Below are 21844 nucleotides of genomic sequence, written 5' to 3'. Positions count from 1 at the left end.
GAGCAGGGGGAGCAGGGGGAGCAGGGGGAGCAGGGGGAGCAGGGGAAGCGGGGAAAAGACTTCACCGCAAAAAAATATTAATTTTGAAAAAATTTCGTTTTTTGGCTAGGGGGGGTTGACAAAACCCGTCGCCCGGGAGACAATATTCTAAGGGGGAGTTCGCCCATACTCTTGACTAATTAGTCAACAAGCCCTCACAAAACTTGAGTTATCGCAGTGACCGCTTCCTGCCTTGGTGGTTAAAACAGGAATATTTATCAAAGGACATGAAAGGGGGCTGTTATTCACAGGCTTCTATTGTTGCGGGGGGTAGGGTGTAATTTTGTGGCTCAAATACACATCAAATTAAGACATCAATCTATCCCTGAATCCAGTTATTGCATATCAAGTTAAAACCCCTACACCGTAGATAGTGCAGGGGTTTCAGTAATCATCTATATGTAGTATCTGGAAAAGCGGGTGGCGGGAATCGAACCCGCATTAATAGCTTGGAAGGCTATAGTTTTACCACTAAACTACACCCGCGTTGTCTTTCACAATTTCTAACTATAGCATAAACCTCAGAATTGTAAACCCCAGTTCTCAAAGTTTTTTTTGAGGACTGGGGAAAACCACTGGGACATCAGCTAAGAAGCCGAGGATTCAAGGGTTTGCTTGGGTTTGAACTGCACCACCAGATAATTGAGTGCCTGTTTAATAAAAGACTGTAATAAATTGGCCTGTTGATTTTGCTGGAATACGGTTTGTAGGGTTTTCTTAAGACTATCCCAATTCAAACTCGGATTGTCGGTGGCTTCTAACAGCAGGGACTGGGCTTGGAAATACTCAATTAAACTCAACCCGGCAATTCGGGTTAAATAGGCCGCGCTCACCCCCTGCACCAGACTTCCAGCGACAAACGTCACGGTATTAGTTTTCAATAACGAGGTTAAGGTTTGGGTGGAGATTTCTACCAACCCCAATTTCAACATCTGGGTGCTAATAGTTGTGGCAACTTCTTGACCTTGACTTAGGGAGAATTTATGTTGATAAATCGCCCCTAAATCCATTACCAATTGGGCATTAACCGCCGCCGTTGCTAACATATCTAAAGCCGGAACTGGATTGGCTACCGTCGCAGCCGCCGCAATCCATTGATATTTTTCAATCAGAGGTAAAGCCTGTTCTCGGCGTAATTGATTGAAAATCTCTTTCGCTTGCCGTTGCAATTCTAAGGCTTCCCGATAGGTTGTTGCTAATACTAATTTTTGCTGTTCTTGACTTAAAATAGAATTGAGATGGTTGATAACCGAATCAAGGATAGGTAATTGGGGTTCTAACCATTCTTGAACTGTCCCATCATCTTGATGTTGACGCACTTTTATCGCATTGGGAGAAGCTGCGATCGCCACAATATCTTCCGGGGATAATACCCCCGTCAATGTGGTTTTTAACTGCTGTAAAATCACAGGTTGTTCCCCAATTAAATATTGATCTTGCTTATTCCAAACTAAAATTAAGCGCTGGTTATTAGCCACCAATTCAGATATAGTTTTAAATTCGGGGTCGCTTAAATCTCCGGCGGTGACAAATAAAACCACATCCGCCACCGTGATTAAATTAGGGAGGGCAGAATCGAGTTCTGGGGTGGAAATTTCCGTCAAACTTAACGTCTGAGGTTGTTGGGGCAGCCAGTCGGACTGCAACCTTTGTAACAAGGCGGTTTTCCCCGTGCCTTTGTTGCCCGCAATAGCGACCCGCAGGGCTGTTCGTTGCAGTTGACCGTTGAGTTGCTCCCCTTGCTGTTGTAGGGCTTGTAAACGGTGATTCTGAGTTGGGGATTCTGTGGCCAAACGAGCGATCAGACTTTGGGTTTGGGCGATCGCCTTTTCTACTTGATCCTGATTTAAAAGTTCTGGAGGCGGCGACAATTGCAGGGATTCTGTTCTTTGTTGCTTAAACCACCACAGTCCGGCACTACTGAGGGCTAAACCAAATAGAACTATTTGTCCGAATTCAGAAGCTGAATTCTGAACACTTTCCAACAACCATAGACCGAAAGAAAGCCCGACCCCCCCAATTAAAATTGGGCGTTCCAATTTAACTGTCATTTTGTCCTCCGCCAACGTATCAATTAACCCTAATTTCTATGTTACTTCGACCGGGGCAATTTGTGGAATTTTAGCTCAAAATCACTGCCACTGATCGGTTTGTCAGCATTCAGGAGCTTGATTAATTTAAACTTGCTAAATTAAGTCTTTTTTTTTAACTTAATTTGCCTGAATAAATAATTAATAAAAAGCTGTTTAAACATTCGTTAACCTTGATTTTACCCCGACTTATAAATATTGAATAATTTTTTTACAATTTTAACCATTCAGAATTACAATAGAGATTGAGTTGATCCTACCCACCTAAATTCTAAATTATGTCCAAAACTAAAAAAACAGAGCCAAAAATTACCAAAGACATTAATCTTCAAGATCCCCAATATTACTTGAGTCGGGAACTTAGTTGGTTAGAATTTAACCGTCGGGTCTTAGCAGAAGCCTTAGATCCTCAGAATCCTCTGTTAGAACGGTTAAAATTTTTAGCTATTTTTAGTTCTAATTTAGACGAATTTTTTATGGTGCGAGTGGCCGGAATTAAACGACAAATTGAAGCCCAAGTTAATAAAGTTACCGCCGATGGTCGGACTCCACAACAACAACTAAATGCGATCCATGAACGATTGTTACCAATGGTTACGGAACAGCACCAATATTTTGAACAACAAATTAAACCCGAATTAGCTCAAAATGGGATTCATTTATTAAATTATATTGATCTAAATCAAGAACAAAGAACTTATTTAAAAAGTTATTTTGACGAGGGAATTTTTCCAGTTTTAACTCCCTTAGCCATTGACCGTAGCCATCCCTTTCCCTATTTATCTAATTTGAGTTTGAATTTAGCCGTTGTTCTCAAAAATCCTGAAACCAAAGAAGAATTATTTGCTAGGGTGAAAGTACCGAGTTCTTTACCTAGATTTATTTCCTTACCTAAAGAATTAAGAGTACAAGAAAATGGGGAATTTTCCCCTTGGGTTGGTATTCCCATTGGTCAAGTCATTGCCCATAATTTAGAATCCCTATTCCCGGGAATGGATATTCAAGATTATTATATTTTTAGGATTACCCGCGATGCTGATTTAGCAGTGCAAGAAGATGAAGCGGATGATTTATTATTAGCGATTGAACAAGAACTACGCAAACGTCGAGTCGGTGGGTCTGTTGTTCGTCTGGAAACCAATAGTTCAATACCGGACTATTTACGCGATTTATTAGTCGATGAATTAGAGTTAGAACCGGAAGATATTTATGCCGTAGATGGGTTGATGGGGTTACGGGATTTAATGTCTTTTCTGAGTTTACCCTTACCCGAATTAAAAGATAAACCTTGGACTGCCGTTTTGCCCCGTTGGATGAAAGATAGTGAAGATATTATTCCGTCTAATTCGGAAACAGATGAAAAAGATATTTTTGCCATCTTACGACAAAAAGATGTATTAGTTCATCACCCCTACCATTCATTTTCTGCGACAGTTCAACAGTTTATTAATCAAGCAGCCTATGATCCTAATGTCTTAGCCATTAAAATGACATTATATCGCACTTCCGGGGATTCTCCGATTATTGCTGCTTTAATTGATGCGGCGGAAAATGGCAAACAGGTTGCCGTTTTAGTGGAACTTAAAGCCCGATTTGATGAAGAAAATAATATTCAATGGGCAAAAAAATTAGAACAAACAGGAGTTCATGTTGTCTATGGGTTGGTTGGTTTAAAAACCCATACCAAAATTGTGATGGTTGTGCGTCAAGAACAGGATAAAATTCGCCGTTATGTTCATATTGGCACGGGAAATTATAATCATAAAACTGCTAAACTGTATACGGATTTAGGGTTGTTAAGTGCCTGTCCAGATTTGGGAGCAGATTTAACGGATTTATTCAATTTCTTAACCGGATATTCTCGTCAACAGTCCTATCGTAAACTGTTAGTTGCTCCGGTGAATATGCGCAAACGATTTTTGGGATTAATTCGTCGGGAAATCGAACAGGCAAATCAAGGGAAAACCGGGCGAATTGTGGCTAAACTTAATTCTTTAGTTGACCCAGAAATTATTGCTACATTATATGAGGCATCTCAAGCGGGAGTTGGGATTGATTTGATTGTGCGGGGAACCTGTAGTTTGCGTCCTGGTTTAGAGGGAATTAGTGATAATATTAAGGTGATTAGTATTATCGGACGATTCTTAGAACATTCTCGGATTTTCTATTTTTATAATGGTGGACAGGAGGAGGTTTATATTGGTTCAGCAGACTGGATGTCTCGCAACTTAAATCGTCGGGTTGAAGCGGTAACTCCGATAAAAGATCCTGATATTGCTAAGGAGTTAGAAGAAATTTTAGGGATTATGTTATCGGATAATCGGAAAGCCTGGGATTTACAACCTGATGGTCAATATATTCAACGTCATCCGGCAGAAAATACCCCGGAATTAATTGCCCATGATATCTTCATGGAAAATGCTTTAAAGAGTTAAAAAACATGAATTATTGGTTGATTAAATCAGAACCAGATGTGTATAGTATTGAGGATTTAAAACGCGATGGCACTTCGATTTGGGATGGAGTGAGAAATTATCAAGCTCGAAATTTTCTCCAACAAATGCAAATCGGAGATTTAGCATTCTTTTATCATTCTAATACTAAACCTCCGGGGATTGTGGGATTAGCTAAAATCATTGAAAACAACCTAATTGATCCCAGCCAATTTGATGTTAACAGCCCCTATTTTGACCCAAAAGCAACGCCAAATTCTCCCCGATGGTATACGGTTAAAATCGAATTTGTGGAACAATTTTCTGCTATAATTAGTTTAGATAGTCTCAAAAAAACCTTTAATTCTGAGGAATTTGGCGTTGTTAAACAGGGAAATCGCTTATCTGTTATGCCTGTTTTAACATCCGTTGCTGAGAGAATTTTAAGGTTGAAATCATGATCACGGATTTAAGAGGATTTCACTGATTTCACGGATTTTAATCTGTGTTAATCTGCGTAATCCTCTTAAATCTGATTACTGATTATCTGGGGATTGCAGAAAATACCCAAAACGGTTACAATAATGTAGTATACTAACATTACACTTTTAAATCTTGAGGCATTGATTCAAACAGAAACCTTAGAACTACTGGAATGGCAACGGTTATGTCGTCATTTATCCACCTTTACGGCGACAAAACTTGCTGCGGTGGCGGCGCAGCATTTACACATTCCCACGACCGTTGACCAAACTCTGCAACTATTAGCACAAACTGAAGAAACTTACAAATTAGAACTGCGACAAAATGGTTTAAAATTTGAAGGAATTGAAGACATTAGCGTTTATTTAGAACGGGTAGAACGCCATGGAATGTTATCAGGAAATGAACTATTAGCGATCGCTACAACCTTAGCCGGAGCTAGACAATTACGGCGAATTATTAATAGCCATTCCGATATTCCTATTATAACAGAATTTGTCTCGGAATTGAGAACCTATCCCGAACTAGAGCAGGAAATTTATCACTGTATTGATGAACGGGGAGATGTTGCAGATCGAGCTAGTGTTAAATTAGGGGGAATTCGGGGACAATTACGGAGTATTAGAGATCGGGTTTATGGGATTTTGCAACATATTATTCAACGCAAATCTAACGCCGTTCAAGAGCAATTAATTACCCAAAGAAGCGATCGCTTTGTCATCCCAGTTAAAGCCTCTCAAAAAGATGTAATTCCTGGAATTGTCCATGATAGCTCAACAACGGGTGCGACCTTATATATAGAACCCAAAGCCACAATTGATCTTAATAATCAACTCCGGCAAATTCAACGGCTAGAAAAAGCCGAAGAAGACATAATTTTACAGGGATTAAGTGAGAAAGTTGGGGCAGTTCAAGCGGATTTAGAAAGATTATTAATGATTGTAACGACTCTCGATTTAGCCGTGGCTAAAGCCCGTTATAGTCTGTGGTTAGAAGCAAATCCCCCCCGCTTTATTGATTTAGAATCATCAGAAGATTCAACCTCAAATTACATCAATTTAAGACAACTCCGCCATCCTTTATTAGTTTGGCAACAACAACATGAACAGGGATTTCCCGTTGTTCCCATTGATGTTGTCGTCCATCCTAAAATTAGGGTAGTAGCGATCACCGGGCCGAATACCGGAGGCAAAACCGTTACCTTAAAAACCCTGGGATTAGCAGCATTAATGGCAAAAGTCGGGTTATTTATTCCCGCTAGAGAACCCGTAGAAATACCTTGGTTTGATCAGGTTTTAGCTGATATTGGAGATGAACAATCCATTGAACAAAACCTATCAACTTTCTCTGGTCATATTCGCCGAATTAGCCGAATTTTAGCCGCAATTAATCCTCAATCAGAAACCAGTTATTCTAATTTAATTCTACTAGATGAAGTGGGCGCAGGAACCGATCCCACCGAAGGGAGTGCCTTGGCGATCGCCTTATTACAATATTTAGCTGATCATGCTTTATTAACCATCGCAACCACTCACTTTGGAGAACTGAAATCCTTAAAATATGAAGATGAAAGATTTGAAAATGCCTCCGTTGAATTCGACGAACAATCCTTACAACCCACCTATAGATTATTATGGGGAATTCCAGGGCGTTCTAATGCCTTAACCATTGCCAAACGGTTAGGATTAAACCCAGAAATTATAGAACAAGCTGCGGGTTATGTGGGGGAAACTTCCGAGGAAGTTAACCAAGTAATTGCCGGGTTAGAAGCCCAACGCCGTCAACAGGAAACCAAAGCTCAAGCCGCAGGTCAACTGTTAAAAGATACGGAACGTTTGCATCAGGAATTAGCCCAAAAAGCCGCAGCGTTAAAAGAACGAGAACGGGAGTTAAAACAAATTCAAGAAAAGGCAATTCAAGAAACATTAATTCAGGCTAAAGCTGAAATTGCAAAAGTGATTCGCCGCTTACAACAGGGGACTCCCACGGGTCAAGATACCACCCTAGCAACGGAGGCTTTAAACCAAATTGCTGGGCAGTATTTACCCTCTAAAAGAGCTACCCCAAAACTACCACCAGAATTTAAACCCAAGGTGGGTGATCGGATTAGAATACCCCGTTTTGGTCAAACCGCAGAAGTCTTGAACGAACCGACTCCAGAAGGTCAAATTACCGTCCGATTTGGGATGATGAAAATGACCGTTAGTTTAGGAGAAATTGAATCTTTAGATGGATTAAAACCCACAATTCCTAAGCCCCCAGAACGGAAAAAAGAACCCATTCCCGAAAAAGAAACCAAACCAGAAAGACCGATTGTTAGAACTTCTAATAATACCATTGATCTCAGGGGAAAACGCATCTCAGAAGCAGAAAGTGAACTAGATCGAATGTTAGGTCAGATTCATGATTTTGGGGCAATTTGGATTATTCATGGCAAGGGAACGGGACAACTGAGAAAGGGAGTTCACGAATTTTTAGAAACCCATCCTTTAGTTGAGCGATTTGAATTAGCCCCCCCCAATGATGGCGGCATTGGTGTTACAATTGCTTATTTAGGGAATTAATAGGAATTAGCTCAAAGTCCCCCTTAAAAAGGGGGATTTAGGGGGATCTAATCTCGGATATAATAAGTGGTCTTGAAAATGCTAAATTCAGATTCTATTAATGATCAAAAATCCAATCCAAATAGCTATGATTTAGAACCCCAACCCCAAGCCGAACAATGGGGAAAAATCACGGTTCAAATTCAGATATTATTATTAGCAATTGAAGCCCTCATTGGTATTCCTTTAGAAACCATTTTACAAGTAGGAAACCTATTAAAATTAGAGCCGAATGTTCCTGATAAAATTAAATTATTAGAAAAAAAATCAGAAGAAAATCCCTTATCCCTGGAAGAAATGCGATCGCTAGTTCTGATTATTTGTTATATTGCTCAACAGGATCAAATTTTAATTCGCCGAGCCTTGGGTTTAGTCGAACAAATGGCACAGCAAAAAACTGATTTTCGTCAAGTGACCTTGCTGCGGGACTATTTAGACACATTTAATCACAGTTATCAACAGTGGATGACCCAACATCCTCAACCCCCCCTAGACCTTGATACCCTAGCCATTAAATTACTAATTGATCTATTATTTTATAGTAAACCCAATAGCCATCAACAATTATGGTTAACTTTCATAGAGTCCCCAGTTTAATCAATTATTAACGGTTCACCATTATGATGATTATTCGACGCTATACTCCCCCCACTTGTACCCTAGAAGTCCAGGCGAAACGTCCTTTTATATCTCGCCTGAAACAACAACCTGTTTTAGAACAGTTTAAATTTAAACTCTGCTTTGATGATCCCCGTTTACCCGATGCCGATCATATTACCATTGAAGGCGATCGCACCCAACTAGAAACCCTCTCTCAAGTCATCAAAAATTATATTCAAAATCTGCTTAATTTCGCCCAAAATTCAACCCGTGAACCTGCAAAAGTTTCCCTAAAATCTTCCGCTGAAAACACCCCATCCTTCGTTCTATTTGACGAAACAAACTCAGAAATTAAAATTAAACCCGATGGCTTATTATATCATGATTTATTCTTAGGAAATTTAGCTAAAAATCCTACCGATATATTTATTCATTTAAGTATTTTACAACTATTTGATCTATCGGCTGCTTTAGAAGAATATATAACAGAATCAGAAAATTTATCCAACCTAAAATCCCTAGAAAAAACCACCCCCGAATGGTTAAGAACAATTTTATTGATTGCTATTTCTATTGGCTGTTTAACTGGGACAATTAGACTCATCAATCTCTATCGACAACCCCAAGCTCAAACCGCCACCCAACCCTCAGAAACCGTTAAAATTCCGCCCCCAAATCTGGTTCCCTTACCCCCACCATCTAAGTTAGCACCCCTTCCCGTCCCGTCTGCACCCCCCATTCAGATTAAGGTAGCTCCCAATTTACCCCCCGTGAATACCGCCCCCCTGCCCATTCCCGCCCCTCTGTTTCCCAACCCTGCAACCCCCCAAGCCATACCCGACCTGCAACCCGGCTCCGGGGAGTTCATGATTATTCCCCAGGACTCAGGAATCAACAATGGGTCTGTAACCCCCGCACCACCTCCCTTAACAGCCACCGTACCCCCGCCCCCACCTCGCCTAGCCGTGGCTCCTACCCAAGTCGCGCCTCCGCCTCCGCCCGTAATTTTTGCACCCCAAACTATTCAATTACCCACCTTAAAAAATGCGGCTCCTCCGGTTATTTTAAACGTACCTTCTGCGGAAAATTCTTCAAATTCTTTGCCAGAAAATTCCGACCTAGATAAACAGAATTATTTGGCTCAACTGAATAAACGCCCGCCCACAATTGCCGCCACTCGTCAACAGGATACCACCCTATTTGATCAAATTCCGCAAGTGAGTGAAGTCAGAAACTATTTTCAAAAAATCTGGTATCCGCCTAAAAATTTAAAACGCACGTTACAATATAGTTTAAAACTCAATTCTGATGGATCTTTGCAAAGTATCACTCCTGTGGGTCAACCTGCGGTTAATCGTCAAAAACAACTAGATTTTCCAGAAATTGGGGAACCATTTATCTCTCCCATAGAGTCAGGAAAAACCCCTAAAATTCGTTTAGTTTTACAACCGGATGGGAGCGTTCAAGCATTTTTAGAATCGTTGAATTAGGGTTTTTATAGCGGTGTTTCCCAAAATTTCCCAGTTAATAAAATGTCTACATCCTGGGGAAACGGACAAATATCAGGAAATACTGCATCATATTCAATTCTCATATTTTCCAAAGCTTCCTGATAACAATCGAGATAAATTTCTTGTAAATAATTCCTCAAACTCGGAGAATCCCTTAGCTGTTTTTTAATATCCTGTTGCGTTCGATAAATCGTTACTTCCCAACCTCGAAAACAATCAGGTAACGAAACATAACAACGTTTCAAAGCGTGTTCAAATAATGTAGTTAACCGACTTTCTAATTCCCGTTTATCCCGCTTTCCCAAAGATTCGATCTCCTCAATTAAATTGTCCCAATCTAAGTTTTCAATATTTCGAGATTTTAACTGATTAACTGTCTCTGTAATCCAGAGTGCAAAATCAATATCATAAAGTGTTTTTAACGAAGTTTTGGTCATGATTATAACCTACATTTTGATCAGGATTTTATTTTAACGTAGTTGAAAAGCGATCGCTCCTGGATTTATCAATTCCCTGGTTATAGTACAGATTCGCTAAATTGCTTAAGTATAAGTTAACTGGCTTGGATCATTCCGTCAATATCGGATTGAGACGCTTTTCCTTCAATTAGTTCAGCAAATAGTTGATTTAAAGATTTTTTTCGACTAACTTGGTTTAACATTACTTCTTCATTTTTAAAGTGTTGAATTACTTGAATTGCTTGTTGTTTTTCTTGAGAATCTGCTTTAAAAAAATCTTGATCAATTTCTCGAAATGTTAGCAAATAACATAAAGCCAAAAAGGCATTTTGTTTATATTGATCAGTAAATTGGTTAGCGGGTTGACTCAGAAGATAGTTAGTTATTAACACAAAATGATTTTTATAGTTAAAATTTTCAGCCTTTGATTGAAAGTTATAATACCACAATAAAATTCGAGCATATCCCCATAAATATTGATTATTTGGGGAGAGATAATTAGAATCAAATAGACTAAAATATTGTTGCTGTTGAGATTCATTCATAGCTGTTCTCGCCAAAGTTTGTAGATATTTATAATTAAAATAATTATTACTTAAAATATCAATATCTAGGAAATCTTTAAAATTTTCGTATAAAGAACAGGTTTCTGAAAAACTATAAATTTTCCCAATAAATTTTATAGATTTATCAATAAACTGGTTCTGTATAGGATAGGATTGAATAATCAAAGCAGGAATTATTTTTAAACTCGGATTGTTAAACATTTGTCTTAACTCTTGGATTTCAGCGATATATTGAAGACAATCAATACCTTGACTTTTTCCGGTAATAGCTTTATTAACTTGTTGCATTTTCTGAGTAATAGTGTTATAATTAATAGGTCTGGATGGATTATTAGCAAACATTTCTAGATCAGTAAATATTTGCTCTAAAACTGGTTTTAATCTAGCAATTAGATGACTCTTAGTAAATCTTTGAATTTGTTTTAAAGATTTTTCTTTTCTCGTAAAATCAATCTGTCGATAAGGAATATAACCAAAAGATTTAACTTCTTTTTCTTTTAGATCTACCAGTTTAGAAGTGATTTTATAAGTTCCGTTAATATCACTGACTTCAAGTTTAGGAGGTGCATCAGGTTTGAGAATAAATTTAATTTCAATTTCAATATCTTCTGTACCTGGAAAGTTTTCAATAAAAATTTCATAACTCTGAGGAACTTGATTTTTTAAATAGTCTTTACCATTAACTCGGATGGGAAGTATTGCTGGATTAGTATTTTTAGGAATACGGAATACTTTTTGATTGGTTTCGGGGATAATTCCTGTTAATGTTTGTTGAGTACCTTCATAGGAAATAGCTTGATCTGATAATTTTATCCACTGGGTGATGGGATTATCGTTTTTATCTCTGTTTCCAATTGCAAATTCAATGGTATCTAAATAAATCCCAAATAAGGGAAAATTAGAGTTTTGTTTCATTTCCCACACTCTAGGAAAAATTTGATGATCAGAAGTTACACATAAAAATTGTGGAAGTCGCTGTTTAATAATTGGAAACCGATTATATTGAGAAATTAAAATCCAGTGATAATTAGGATCTACTATTTTTTCTAAGCTGGAAAAATTAACTCTACTATTAACAATATTTTCAATATCTGCCAGCTTTAACTGGACTTGTTTATAATATATTTGATCAGAATACATAATTTCAACGATAATAGAAATTGATTCTGTATTTGATTCTGAAGGTATTTGTTCAAATATTGCAATTTTTTGTAAATATTTTTGTAGATGATTGATCGCACTTTCTTCTAAATTACTATTCTGGAAAAAGTTAGTTAAAATTTTGATAGAAATATCTCTACAAATTTGATTGTATGTTTCAACAGTATTAAAAGGCGTTTGAATCAATAACGGTTCTCTTGTATTAAGAATAGGAATTCCCTTCTGATCTCGTTGAATGGGAATTAAGCGATCGCTTTCAAAACCATCTAAATCTATAAATACTAACGGTTTATCGGGATTTAGATGTTTCAGTTGTTGATAATAATTCCAATAATAATAAGCACTTTGATATAAATAAGTTTCTTGGTAATTTAAAAATTGACTGGTACTTAAAGTTAACAAATCAATTGTATCTCTAATAATAAATAACCGTTGTATTCCGGTTTGGGTTAACTCCTCACCCAGAAAATTATTTTCATTAGTTTTAATTTCTAAGCGTTGAGTACGATGATTTGAAATAACGGGATTAACTCGATAGGAAGTCATTCCATATTCTGTGATTAATTCTTGTTTATATCTTCTGGGTAAGTTTCCCTGAGAATGAATTAACTCATCAGGATTTTGATCAAACTGATAAGCATATTGACATAATTTAATATAGGATTCTAAATTAAATAGTCGAGTCATGATTTTGAACCTCCTAATGCGTTAATAATTTGACTAATTTCTTGAGAATCTGTAGTTTTATACATTAAATCATAACTTCTTTGATGTTTCAGAGAAAAATTAAAGTTAATTCCGCCGATATAAGCGATTTTATTTCCTAATAGTGTAATTTTTGCGTGGAGGTTTTTCACTCTTTTAATATTGATAGTCGAATCTGAACATCCCATTTCTTGATCAATATAAACAGTAGTATTTAAACGCTGTAATTGGGATTTTAATTCAGCAGTTGCTTGAAAACTACGACTAAAAATTACGACTTTTCCTGCAAAATTACTTAACTCTTTTAAAAGATCATTATAATATTGATCAGCAGTTAGTAAAGTAGTAGAAACCGGATAAGATTCTTGACGATAACGTTTGATAGTTCGCAATTCAAACCCATCAAAACCCAATACAGGAACTACATGATCTCGACTAGAAGATTGCCAAAAATAACGAAATACATTAATGAGTTGTTGGTAAATTTCAGTCTTTCTACAGATAATTCCTGACTCCAAATTAACATCTAAACTGCCTCTTGTCAAATTCACCGATCCTAAATAACCATGCTTTTCAGAAATGCAAGTTTTTAAATGAAATGCACCGCTTCTGATCTTAACTTTAGCATCTAACAATTGACGGAGACAATCTTTTTTCCGCTCATCCGCACGTTTAAAATGTTCAGGTAAGTCACCAGAAATTGTCACTTGTTGATCCATTCTATCTACAACTTCATCCCGTAAATCTGTTAATATCCAGACTCCTTGCGGTAGAGTTACAGATTTTTCACAAATTTGATAAATTAATGCTTCATCTTCGAGAATATAGCTAGAAATGAGTAAAAAATTCTCCGCTTGAGCAATTATTTTTTGAAATAGATCCCGATTTTTTCGACTGATAAAAACTTGATTAACAGAAGAAAGATTAGGTTTTATAGTCGGAGTTTCAGGAAAATAACTCACAACAATTTTATAATGCTCTTGATATTCTTGAATCAATTGTTGAGTTAATTCTGACTGATCAGAAATGTCTGTATTTTCTGCTCGTAAACTGATCATTGCTTCTCTTAAACTCAGGGGTAATTCTTGCCCATTTATCCCTAATCTTAATTGGTCATTAATTCTAAAAACTACCTCCTGAGTATCAACATTTCTCAAGAAACGATCAATTTTTTGATAATTGGGTAAATTCTGCCAAAAAGTTTCCGCTTCTTGCCATATTTTTTCGGCTATTTCTAATGATAACCCTGGATAATAAGGTTGATCTAAAACCACAGTATAACTACCATCTTGTTGAGTTTTATTACCATTAAATAGAGGAAATTGAGGATCATCTGCTAACAAATCTAAGGTAATTTCTGAACTAATAAATTGATAAAGATAACGGTTAGCAATGCTTTCTTTTAATTTAGACTCCCTAGGAAATAATAGTTTTAAACTAGAAGATTGATAAAGTTGATCCTCCTGAGTGACTCCATTAGCAATTTTTAATAAATCCGTTAAGACTGAATTAGGGATAAATTGTAACCCAAAAGATTGACGTAAAAGCTGCGGTGTTCGTCGATGAGTTTGGGTAGCAACTGCTTGAATTTCTTGTAATAATTGCCATAAAGATACATCCGATAAAAGGTTTCCTTCTAGCAACTGACGGTAAAATGTTCCCTGAATTTGATAATGAATTTTCATGATAATACTCCTTGACGAATTCTAGGTAATCTCATTCGTTTTAAGAGGGAAACTGCATGAGTCCATTTTTCATAGTCTCCCCATAAAATTAAGTAACTTTGTCCTCTGGTTAAGGCAATTTTCCAATGTTCTATAGAAATAAGTTTAGGGTTTCCACTACAACAAATTAAGACAATAGATGCTTCTTTTCCTTGCCATTCTGTGACAGTTTTAATCATAACAGATGTATACTCAATCGGACAATTGGCAATTAATTGATCTCGCTGAATTTCCGAAAAGGTTAATATTCCTATTTTGGGAATTAATTCTAAATCAAAAGTTTTTAAAAATTCTAATATTTTTTCTGCTTCCTGTTGATTGGGAATATCTTCCCACCATAACCGATATTCCCACTGGGGAAAATAATCACTCATCTGTTGAAAATTTGTTGATATCCATTCCGGGGAAAACCTATCATAAATGGTAGTTGCTAGTTCGGGATGTAAACGAAATTGTTCTGAAAGTTGTAGGGTATAAGCAGGAAGTAAATATTGCAATAACCAAGGAAAACCATAGAGAACACGCTGGAAAAAATTACGATTCCGAGAAGCAGGAATAAACCCGGTATTTTCATCCCCTAATAATACTAATTTATTAGTTAATCCTGAGATTAAGATTAATTCTAACCAGGTTAACTGTTGAGCATCTTCAATAATAATTAAATCATAGAAATTTTGCCAGAGGGTTTGACCATCAACACCCAGAAATTCTTTAACCGTTGCTAAACAGGGATTAAGGGGATTTTGACTTAAATATTTTTCTAGGGTTAATATGGCATTTTTTGATAGATTTTGGTAGGATTGAACGAGAATAAGTTGCTGTCTTAATAAGGGCTCTAATCTCTTGAGTTGATAAGCAAACCCGTTTAACCTTGCGGCACTTAAATTGGGAAATTCTAAGCTCAAAGTTTGGGTGAGTTGCGGGATAGATTGGGCGGTAATTAAGGGTAAATATCTTTCTAGTTTAGCTGGCGATCGCAACTGTTCTAATTCAGGATCAGGTAAACAGTAAAGCGGTAAATAATTGAGTTGTGGTTGTGCTAAATGATCGCGCTGAAGACGTTCAATGATTACGGATTGATTCCCCGAATGTTCCGACAATAAATAAGGATATCCGGGTAATTGTTGATAAACAGTTAATGTACTCGGATAATAACTTAAAATTAAAATACGTTTTTCATCTTTAATTCCCGCATCCGCAAGATTTAACCCTATGCGAGTTTTTCCCGTTGCGGGTAAACCAGAAATCACCGTAATCGGACTATTAGATAATCCCATTTCTAAAGCTTGGATTTGTTGCGGAGAAAGCGTTAAAACCGGATGAACTGCGGTAAAATTAAGTTGCGATCTCTCTTGTAAATAAACCGCACAATTACATATTGTTTCGACAATTAATTCCGTCGGTAATGTTAATTCAGTTTGGGTTTTAACTAATTGTTCTAACAACCTTAAACCCCATTCTGGGTTATTTCCAGAATCGTTAATTTGTGCTTTTAATCCTTGCCAAAATTGCTGTTTATTGATCATGATTTAATAACTTATCTTTGATTAAAATACTTATTGATTTTAATGTTTGCTCAAACCCGTTAGCTAACATCGGGTCAGGAATTTGAAAAAACCAAATTTTTTGATTAGTCATTCGTTTAATTTTACCTTTTTCTGATGCAGAATTAGGCAGGTCATGTAAAAACAATATAATCGCTGATTCAATATCTGATAATCCTTTAATATATGAAACAGCTTGTTTCAAAGTTTCGTTTGAGGGAAGATACCAGAATATCCAGATGGGAAATTGCAATTTTTTAACTTTTAATTCCGATGTTTTTAAATCATGAACTTCCAGCGTCATTAAGCAATCTCCTAATCTGATATTTCTGGATTTTTGAATCTGAAATACATAGACTTTATCTTGTAAAAATACAGGAATTTTAGGGAAAACTTGATCATCATGGTTTAAATATTGTCCCTGTTTAGGACTCAGAAAACCTGTTAAATAGCTTAAAGGTTCAACATAAGAATCTTTAAATCGCAAAAATGTTGTGGTAAATGCTAAATAAATCACATCCTTTAACAGTTGATTTCTGACTCTCCATAACTTCTCTTTTTCTGACCGTTTGGCAATATAATCTAAATGGGCTTGATAAAAACTATGATAGATGGGATTTTGTAATAACACATAATTAGGTTTCCCGGGTTTAAAACGGTGTAAAGTTTTTAAAATCGGTTTAACAGTGGGTTGCTGTCTAAACTGTTTAATTGTTTGATGAAATTTTGCACATTCTGGATAAGTTTTATAAAGATTTGATTCTCGGTAGAGAACTTTTCCAGCAAAATAAACCAGAAACTTATTCTCAGGTGTATGATAATCTTGGTGACGTTTTATCCCCATTAATTCCTGTCGAGATCCGGCTTTTTCGGCGGCGGTTAAACCCGGACGACGGGTATAATCTCGTAAACAATAAGCATCCATTTCCTGAATATTGCCAACGGGCATTAATTCGGCTTTTCGTCTGAGTTGTTGTCTGAGTTTTGGGCCAATGAGTTGTAAGTTTTTGTCTAAATTATACTTATTTAATAAAGCAATAATTAAAGGTTTAGTAGCATCGCAAGTCTGGAATTGTTGAAATTTTTCGGGTAACTCAAGCACTCGAACTTGTTGATTTTGTCCTACTCTTTCACTGAAAATTTTTTCACATAGTCCCGTAAGAATTTGTAATAGTGTAGCAACTTTATCATCTAAGCGATCGCCTAATTTCTCTTTCCATTCTTCTAATTGTTTATCATCTTCAATGGTAGCAGAATCTAACACTTCATCTCGAATTTTTAAAACATATAAATGCAGGTTAATTTCTAAATTTAACTGCTGATCACGTTGATCATTATTATGTTGTAAATCCGTTGGATTTAACCAAGGAAAACCAATTTCATAAACCTGATCTGTTTGGTCAATTAACATAGGACATTGGGATAAAATATCACCTGCTTCCAATACCAAACAGGGGCGATCTTTGGCTTCAAAAAGATGATCAACTCTAACTTCCTGTTGATTCAAATAAGCAAAAATGCTAGAATATAACTTCATTTGTGTTTACTCCTCCTCTGGATAAATTAATCCTTTCCATTCAAACTGACCAGAACGCGAACCTCGCGCTTTTATAAACGCTTCTGTTAAGGAAGCATCGCCCAATTCTTCAATTAAACTAGCAAACTGATTTAATTCTTCCTGGTAATCATCAATCATTAATCCTCTGAGTTTTGGTAATAATTTTTGAGCAAATTGATCTACTAAAGCAAAGCGAAATTCATCGGAATTTGAGTCAGAAACCCCAGGATAATTAATCACATATTGAGTAATAGCTTGATACACCCGATGGGCGAAAGGATGTCCGATACTTTCCATAATGTTATTCGCCCGATCTAAATAATATTTAACTTTTTGAACTCCCTCAGAATTTTGATCCGGCGTTTTGAACCATTGTTCAAATGTTGAATAACTGACATACATAGAACGTTGAGCTTCAGTAGTCTTCGTCTTGCTTAATTGTAAAGTTTTGGGTTTTCCAAAGGTGAGAACATTAGCCCTATCTAACACTTTATCCGATAAAGTTTGAGTCGTTTCGTCTTCATTCATAGTTCCCACAAATAAAAATTGTGAGGGGATTTTTAACTTTCTTTGTGCTTCAGGAATCGGTAAACTCCCTACATCTAATTCTAAAAAGGTAGGACTAGAACGACGGCTTTCTAATTTCGAGAGAAAATCACTAAAATAATATTCTACCCGGGCTAAGTTCATTTCATCTAATAATACCAGAACAATCCGATTTCTCATGTCTGGATCATGGTTATATTGATAAATTCCTCGAATCAAATCAGTCGGTTTAAATTTCTTCTCTACATAGTTATAAAACCCTTGCAAATCTTGAGGAGAATCCCATCGAGGTTGAACCGCTAAAGTTAACCGTTGGGCACCGATAAAGTCTGCATATCGTTGGGGAAGTTCGCTTTTTCCAGTTCCACTAATTCCAGCTAAAATCACTAAAGCAGAAATATCTTGCACTTTTAAAGAGGTATGAAACGCATAAACAACCCGCCGAGGAAATGCTAATCCTTTGTTTTTTAAATACTGCATAAACCCATCTAAAAAAACCTTTTCTGGTGGATTCCACTCTGAATTTGAATTCGGTGTCCATAGATGATCTCGTAGCGATCGCAAGGCAAAATCCGCCGTATTTTCCATGCTGTCTATCTGATTTTTCATCAGATTAATTTCTTCTTGAAGTTCCTCTTTCTCAGCTTTGAGACCTTGAATTTTTCCCAATACAACTGATTGCTGTCCTTCTAACTCCTGTACAATTTGTTCAAGTTCTCGTTTTTTAGATTCTTTTTCTCGGAGTTCAAAACTCAAATTTCTATTTTTTTGTTTATCTTTTTCTATTTGTTGATAATCTAATGTATGATTTTGAATCGCTTGCAGAATTCTTTGTTTCTCTGCTTCTAAACGATCAATTTCAGGAACAAGTTGATTAATTCGGGTTTGAGACTGTTGTTTTTCCAGAGATAAACTATCATAGGTTGCTCTGATTAATTCTAATTCTACGGTTCTTTGTTCCAGGGTTTGAGTGTCTTGTCTTTTCTGGTCAATTTCTGCTATTAATTGTTGCAATTCAACATTTTTTACGATATAATTAGCTTGGGTTTCATTCAGCGATCGCTCAACTTCTTTTAAACTTTGATTTTGAGATTGTAAGGCAGTAATCTCACCCTCTAATTGACTTTTTTCTAGCCTTAACTGACTTAATTGAGTATTTAATTGTTCCAATTCTGATAAATTGGGAGGATTTTGATGCAAGCTATTAACACGATTTTCTAAATCTTGTTTTTCTTGATTTAATCGGGTTAATCTCTCCTGAACTTCCTGTAATTCCGATTGTTTTTGCGTTAACTTCCCTTCAACTTCCCCTAAGTTTGTTTGTTTTTGCTCCAGACTTTCTACCTGATCTTTTAGTCTAATCAATTTAGTCTGAAATTCTTGCCAGTTTTGTTGTGTATCGAGTTGTTTTTCCAGTGCTTGTAAACGAAATTGATACTCTTGGTCTTTCTGTTTACTTAAATCCTGTAAACTGAGTTGATAATCTTTATCTTTTTGGGATTGGGAATCTTGTAGACTCCTTTTATATTCCTGTTCTTTCTGTTTACTAGAAACCGCCGTCCCAACCAACGCCCCGGCGGTACTTCCAAGTAATGGAGTCCCGAGACCACCCCCAGGAAAAACCACCGATGCGGCTGTCCCCATCCCCACACTCAGAGCACCGACTAGCAAGATGTCCTTTGGTAGATTCGCCCAAAAATCCTTTCGCATATTGACTCAACTCCCATTTTAATTATTATATTGCCAGCAATGGCAACAATTACGCAACTCTCTAGGATTTTGGCGCAGGTATTGTTTAAGAAGCCGGATTTTTGCGTTGTATCTCACGCGACAACACACCGCTATATAATAGTATTTGACTTAAAAACATTTCCTACTATCGAGGTTAAGCATGGCAATTTTACAGTTAGAAGACGGAACAACTTACACCGAATTAGATGCAATTCAGCGAGAATTAGCCAGTCTGAATATTCAGTTAAACCATTGGTCTGTGGGTACAGAGCCAGAATTAATTAAATTGTTGAATCAACCTGGATTAAACGATAACGAAAAAGCCGAAGTTTTGCAAGGATTAGATCAATATTTTGAAGAATTAAAACAAACAGCAGGTTATCAGTCCCGGGATTTAATTGTCCTTAATCCTGATACCCCTAACCTAGAAACATTATTGGCAAAATTTGAACAATGTCATATTCATACGGATAATGAAATCCGTTATATTATTGATGGAGAAGGAGTATTTGGTTTTGTTCGTCCCGATGGCAGTCAAGTAGAATTAACTGTTAAAGCTGAAGAATATGTTAATGTTCCGGCTAATACAGAACATTGGTTTTATTTAACAGAAACTCGACGAATTAAAGCCGTTCGTTATTTCACCACAACGGAAGGTTGGACTCCTGAATATACGGATACAGAAATTAGAATTTTTTCCAGAAGACCGAAAAAAACCTTGGCTTTGAATTAATTGTTAATGCTTTTATAACACACTAGATCCCCCCTAACCCCCCTTAAAAAAGGGGGAATAGAGTCAATATTTCCCTTATTTATGAGTAAACCTGATTCAAAGTCCCCCTTATTAAGGGGGATTTAGGGGGATCAATCTTGAGGTTAAAACTCATATTTTTTGAGTTGTATTGATCATTATTGCCAGAATAAAAAACCATGACCATTGAAGTTGATTATCGTTTTCCTCCTGATATTGATGCCTTGCGTCAGGCGAAAGTCATTGCTATTGGACAAACTGCTGGAACTTGGGACGAAAGATTTAGCCATCGGGAAGATAATTTGCGATCGCATTTAGCCCAAGTTATTAATATCAAAACCGATGAACAAGGTTATAGTATTGCCACGGTTAAATTTCCAGAAATTAACGTTGAAAATGATATTGCTAGTTTACTAACAATGATTTTTGGCAAATATTCTATGGCCGGAGTTGGTAAAATAGTTGCCGTTAGACTCGATAAAAATTATGGTCGGGTTGCAAAATTTGGCATATCAGGAATTCGCCAACAATTGCAAGTTTTTGATCGTCCCCTAATTATGGCAATCTTCAAACCCGCCCTAGGACTATCCGCCCAGGATCATGCTACAATTTTAAAAGAAGTGGCAACGGCCGGATTAGATATTATTAAAGATGATGAAATTATGGGGGATTTAAACACCGCCCCCACCCTAGAAAGATTAAGAGCTAGTCGTCCAATTTTAGACCAAATTAAACAAGAAACCGGGCGCACAGTTTTGTATGCAGTTAATGTTACGGGAAACGCCCAAACCCTATTAGAAAAAGCCCGAATACTGGTTAAAGAAGGGGCAAATGCCCTATTATTAAATGTTCTCACCTACGGTTTTTCGGTCTTAGAAGCCCTAGCCACCGATCCAGAGGTGAATGTTCCAATTTTCGCCCATCCTGCCTTGGCGGGGGCGTTATGTGCCTCTGGGGATACGGGTTTTTCCTATTCCGTGATTTTGGGAACCTTGATGGCCCATGGCGGGGCGGATGCGGTCTTATATCCCGCCCATTATGGTAGTTTACCCTTTGATCCCGTTGAGGAAAAGCGGATTTGTGAGCAGTTGCGATCGCGGAATGTGTTCCCTGTCCCTTCGGCTGGAATTCACCCCGGAATTGTCCCCCAAGCCCTATCGGACTATGGCAAGGACGTAATTCTGAATGCTGGGACGGGGATTATGGAACATCCAAACGGCCCAGGAGCGGGGGTTAATGCCTTCTTCCAAGCCCTCGACTGGTATCAACGGGGTCTACCCTTTGATGTTAAGGAAATGCCCCCTGGTGCTCTTAAACAGGCGATGGAAAAATGGGGTTGACA

Annotated in this window: 14 protein-coding genes and 1 tRNA gene; 7 read left to right on the top strand and 8 right to left on the bottom strand. The window is 37.0% G+C overall.

The genetic code is table 11. The annotated features are described in order from the left end of the window. Positions 1-454: 454 nt before the first annotated feature. Both PL11201_RS24455 and PL11201_RS24450 read right to left on the bottom strand, forming a co-directional pair. Positions 455-525, bottom strand: a tRNA-Gly gene (locus PL11201_RS24455). Between the two features lie 101 nt (positions 526-626). Next, on the bottom strand, positions 627-2090 hold the full coding sequence (locus tag PL11201_RS24450; protein WP_079681447.1) for a slr1306 family protein: 1464 nt from the start codon (positions 2088-2090) through the stop codon (positions 627-629). A 317-nt stretch (positions 2091-2407) separates the two neighbouring features. Between PL11201_RS24450 and ppk1 the strand changes: the two genes are divergently transcribed. From ppk1 to PL11201_RS24425, 5 genes are all read left to right on the top strand, one after another. Next, positions 2408-4564 carry a polyphosphate kinase 1 gene (gene ppk1, locus PL11201_RS24445; protein WP_079681446.1) on the top strand — a complete coding sequence of 719 codons (2157 nt, stop codon included), beginning with the start codon at positions 2408-2410 and terminating at the stop codon, positions 4562-4564. A gap of 5 nt (positions 4565-4569) precedes the next feature. Further along, the gene (locus tag PL11201_RS24440; protein WP_079681445.1) at positions 4570-5022 is read left to right on the top strand and encodes an EVE domain-containing protein; all 453 of its coding nucleotides are present in this window, start codon (positions 4570-4572) and stop codon (positions 5020-5022) included. Positions 5023-5184: 162 nt separating this feature from the next. Beyond that, positions 5185-7608, top strand: a complete 2424-nt coding sequence (locus tag PL11201_RS24435) for an endonuclease MutS2 (RefSeq protein ID WP_079681444.1) — start codon at positions 5185-5187, stop codon at positions 7606-7608. A gap of 78 nt (positions 7609-7686) precedes the next feature. Next, positions 7687-8244 carry a DUF3038 domain-containing protein gene (locus PL11201_RS24430; protein ID WP_079681443.1) on the top strand — a complete coding sequence of 186 codons (558 nt, stop codon included), beginning with the start codon at positions 7687-7689 and terminating at the stop codon, positions 8242-8244. A gap of 23 nt (positions 8245-8267) precedes the next feature. Continuing rightward, entirely contained in the window at positions 8268-9737 is a 1470-nt protein-coding gene (locus tag PL11201_RS24425) for a DUF4335 domain-containing protein (RefSeq protein WP_079681442.1), read from the top strand. Between the two features lie 5 nt (positions 9738-9742). On the opposite strand, the gene PL11201_RS24420 is transcribed toward PL11201_RS24425, so the two are convergent. The 6 genes from PL11201_RS24420 to PL11201_RS24395 form a co-directional block, all read right to left on the bottom strand. Continuing rightward, the gene (locus PL11201_RS24420; RefSeq protein WP_200816861.1) at positions 9743-10195 is read right to left on the bottom strand and encodes a DUF29 domain-containing protein; all 453 of its coding nucleotides are present in this window, start codon (positions 10193-10195) and stop codon (positions 9743-9745) included. 116 nt (positions 10196-10311) lie between these two features. After that, entirely contained in the window at positions 10312-12630 is a 2319-nt protein-coding gene (locus PL11201_RS24415; RefSeq protein ID WP_079681440.1) for a hypothetical protein, read from the bottom strand. Further along, positions 12627-14333: a phospholipase D family protein gene (locus tag PL11201_RS24410; RefSeq protein WP_079681439.1), complete on the bottom strand. Its 1707-nt coding sequence runs from the start codon at positions 14331-14333 to the stop codon at positions 12627-12629. Before PL11201_RS24410 ends, PL11201_RS24415 begins: the two co-directional genes overlap by 4 nt. Next, on the bottom strand, positions 14330-15898 hold the full coding sequence (locus tag PL11201_RS24405) for a DEAD/DEAH box helicase family protein (RefSeq protein ID WP_079681438.1): 1569 nt from the start codon (positions 15896-15898) through the stop codon (positions 14330-14332). The genes PL11201_RS24410 and PL11201_RS24405 overlap by 4 nt, the downstream gene beginning before the upstream one ends. Continuing rightward, positions 15888-17453 (bottom strand): DUF2357 domain-containing protein, encoded by a 1566-nt coding sequence (locus PL11201_RS24400; protein WP_079681437.1) that lies wholly within the window; start codon positions 17451-17453, stop codon positions 15888-15890. Before PL11201_RS24400 ends, PL11201_RS24405 begins: the two co-directional genes overlap by 11 nt. A gap of 6 nt (positions 17454-17459) precedes the next feature. After that, the gene (locus PL11201_RS24395; RefSeq protein ID WP_079681436.1) at positions 17460-19730 is read right to left on the bottom strand and encodes an AAA family ATPase; all 2271 of its coding nucleotides are present in this window, start codon (positions 19728-19730) and stop codon (positions 17460-17462) included. A 181-nt stretch (positions 19731-19911) separates the two neighbouring features. Here PL11201_RS24395 and PL11201_RS24390 point away from each other — a divergent pair, with 181 nt between their 5' ends. Together PL11201_RS24390 and PL11201_RS24385 are read left to right on the top strand one after the other, a co-directional pair. Next, a complete protein-coding gene (locus PL11201_RS24390; protein ID WP_079681435.1) occupies positions 19912-20484 on the top strand; it encodes a 1,2-dihydroxy-3-keto-5-methylthiopentene dioxygenase in 573 nt (190 codons plus the stop codon). 197 nt (positions 20485-20681) lie between these two features. Then, the gene (locus PL11201_RS24385) at positions 20682-21842 is read left to right on the top strand and encodes a RuBisCO large subunit C-terminal-like domain-containing protein (protein WP_079681434.1); all 1161 of its coding nucleotides are present in this window, start codon (positions 20682-20684) and stop codon (positions 21840-21842) included. The last annotated feature ends 2 nt before the right edge of the window (positions 21843-21844 follow it).

Source organism: Planktothrix sp. PCC 11201 (genome assembly GCF_900009135.1).
GTDB lineage: Bacteria > Cyanobacteriota > Cyanobacteriia > Cyanobacteriales > Microcoleaceae > Planktothrix.
The sequence above is the reverse complement of the archived record's forward strand: the minus strand, read 5'-3'. Positions and strand labels throughout refer to the sequence as shown.

Excerpts from the sequence above, each read along its gene's own strand:
- PL11201_RS24410 (WP_079681439.1), bottom strand. The coding sequence starts at position 14,333 with ATGAAAATTCATTATCAAATTCAGGGAACATTTTACCGTCAGTTGCTA.
- PL11201_RS24390 (WP_079681435.1), top strand. The coding sequence starts at position 19,912 with ATGGCAATTTTACAGTTAGAAGACGGAACAACTTACACCGAATTAGAT.
- PL11201_RS24400 (WP_079681437.1), bottom strand. The coding sequence starts at position 17,453 with ATGAAGTTATATTCTAGCATTTTTGCTTATTTGAATCAACAGGAAGTT.
- PL11201_RS24420 (WP_200816861.1), bottom strand. The coding sequence starts at position 10,195 with ATGACCAAAACTTCGTTAAAAACACTTTATGATATTGATTTTGCACTC.
- PL11201_RS24440 (WP_079681445.1), top strand. The coding sequence starts at position 4,570 with ATGAATTATTGGTTGATTAAATCAGAACCAGATGTGTATAGTATTGAG.
- ppk1 (WP_079681446.1), top strand. The coding sequence starts at position 2,408 with ATGTCCAAAACTAAAAAAACAGAGCCAAAAATTACCAAAGACATTAAT.
- PL11201_RS24385 (WP_079681434.1), top strand. The coding sequence starts at position 20,682 with ATGACCATTGAAGTTGATTATCGTTTTCCTCCTGATATTGATGCCTTG.
- PL11201_RS24425 (WP_079681442.1), top strand. The coding sequence starts at position 8,268 with ATGATGATTATTCGACGCTATACTCCCCCCACTTGTACCCTAGAAGTC.
- PL11201_RS24405 (WP_079681438.1), bottom strand. The coding sequence starts at position 15,898 with ATGATCAATAAACAGCAATTTTGGCAAGGATTAAAAGCACAAATTAAC.
- PL11201_RS24430 (WP_079681443.1), top strand. The coding sequence starts at position 7,687 with ATGCTAAATTCAGATTCTATTAATGATCAAAAATCCAATCCAAATAGC.
- PL11201_RS24450 (WP_079681447.1), bottom strand. The coding sequence starts at position 2,090 with ATGACAGTTAAATTGGAACGCCCAATTTTAATTGGGGGGGTCGGGCTT.
- PL11201_RS24395 (WP_079681436.1), bottom strand. The coding sequence starts at position 19,730 with ATGCGAAAGGATTTTTGGGCGAATCTACCAAAGGACATCTTGCTAGTC.
- PL11201_RS24415 (WP_079681440.1), bottom strand. The coding sequence starts at position 12,630 with ATGACTCGACTATTTAATTTAGAATCCTATATTAAATTATGTCAATAT.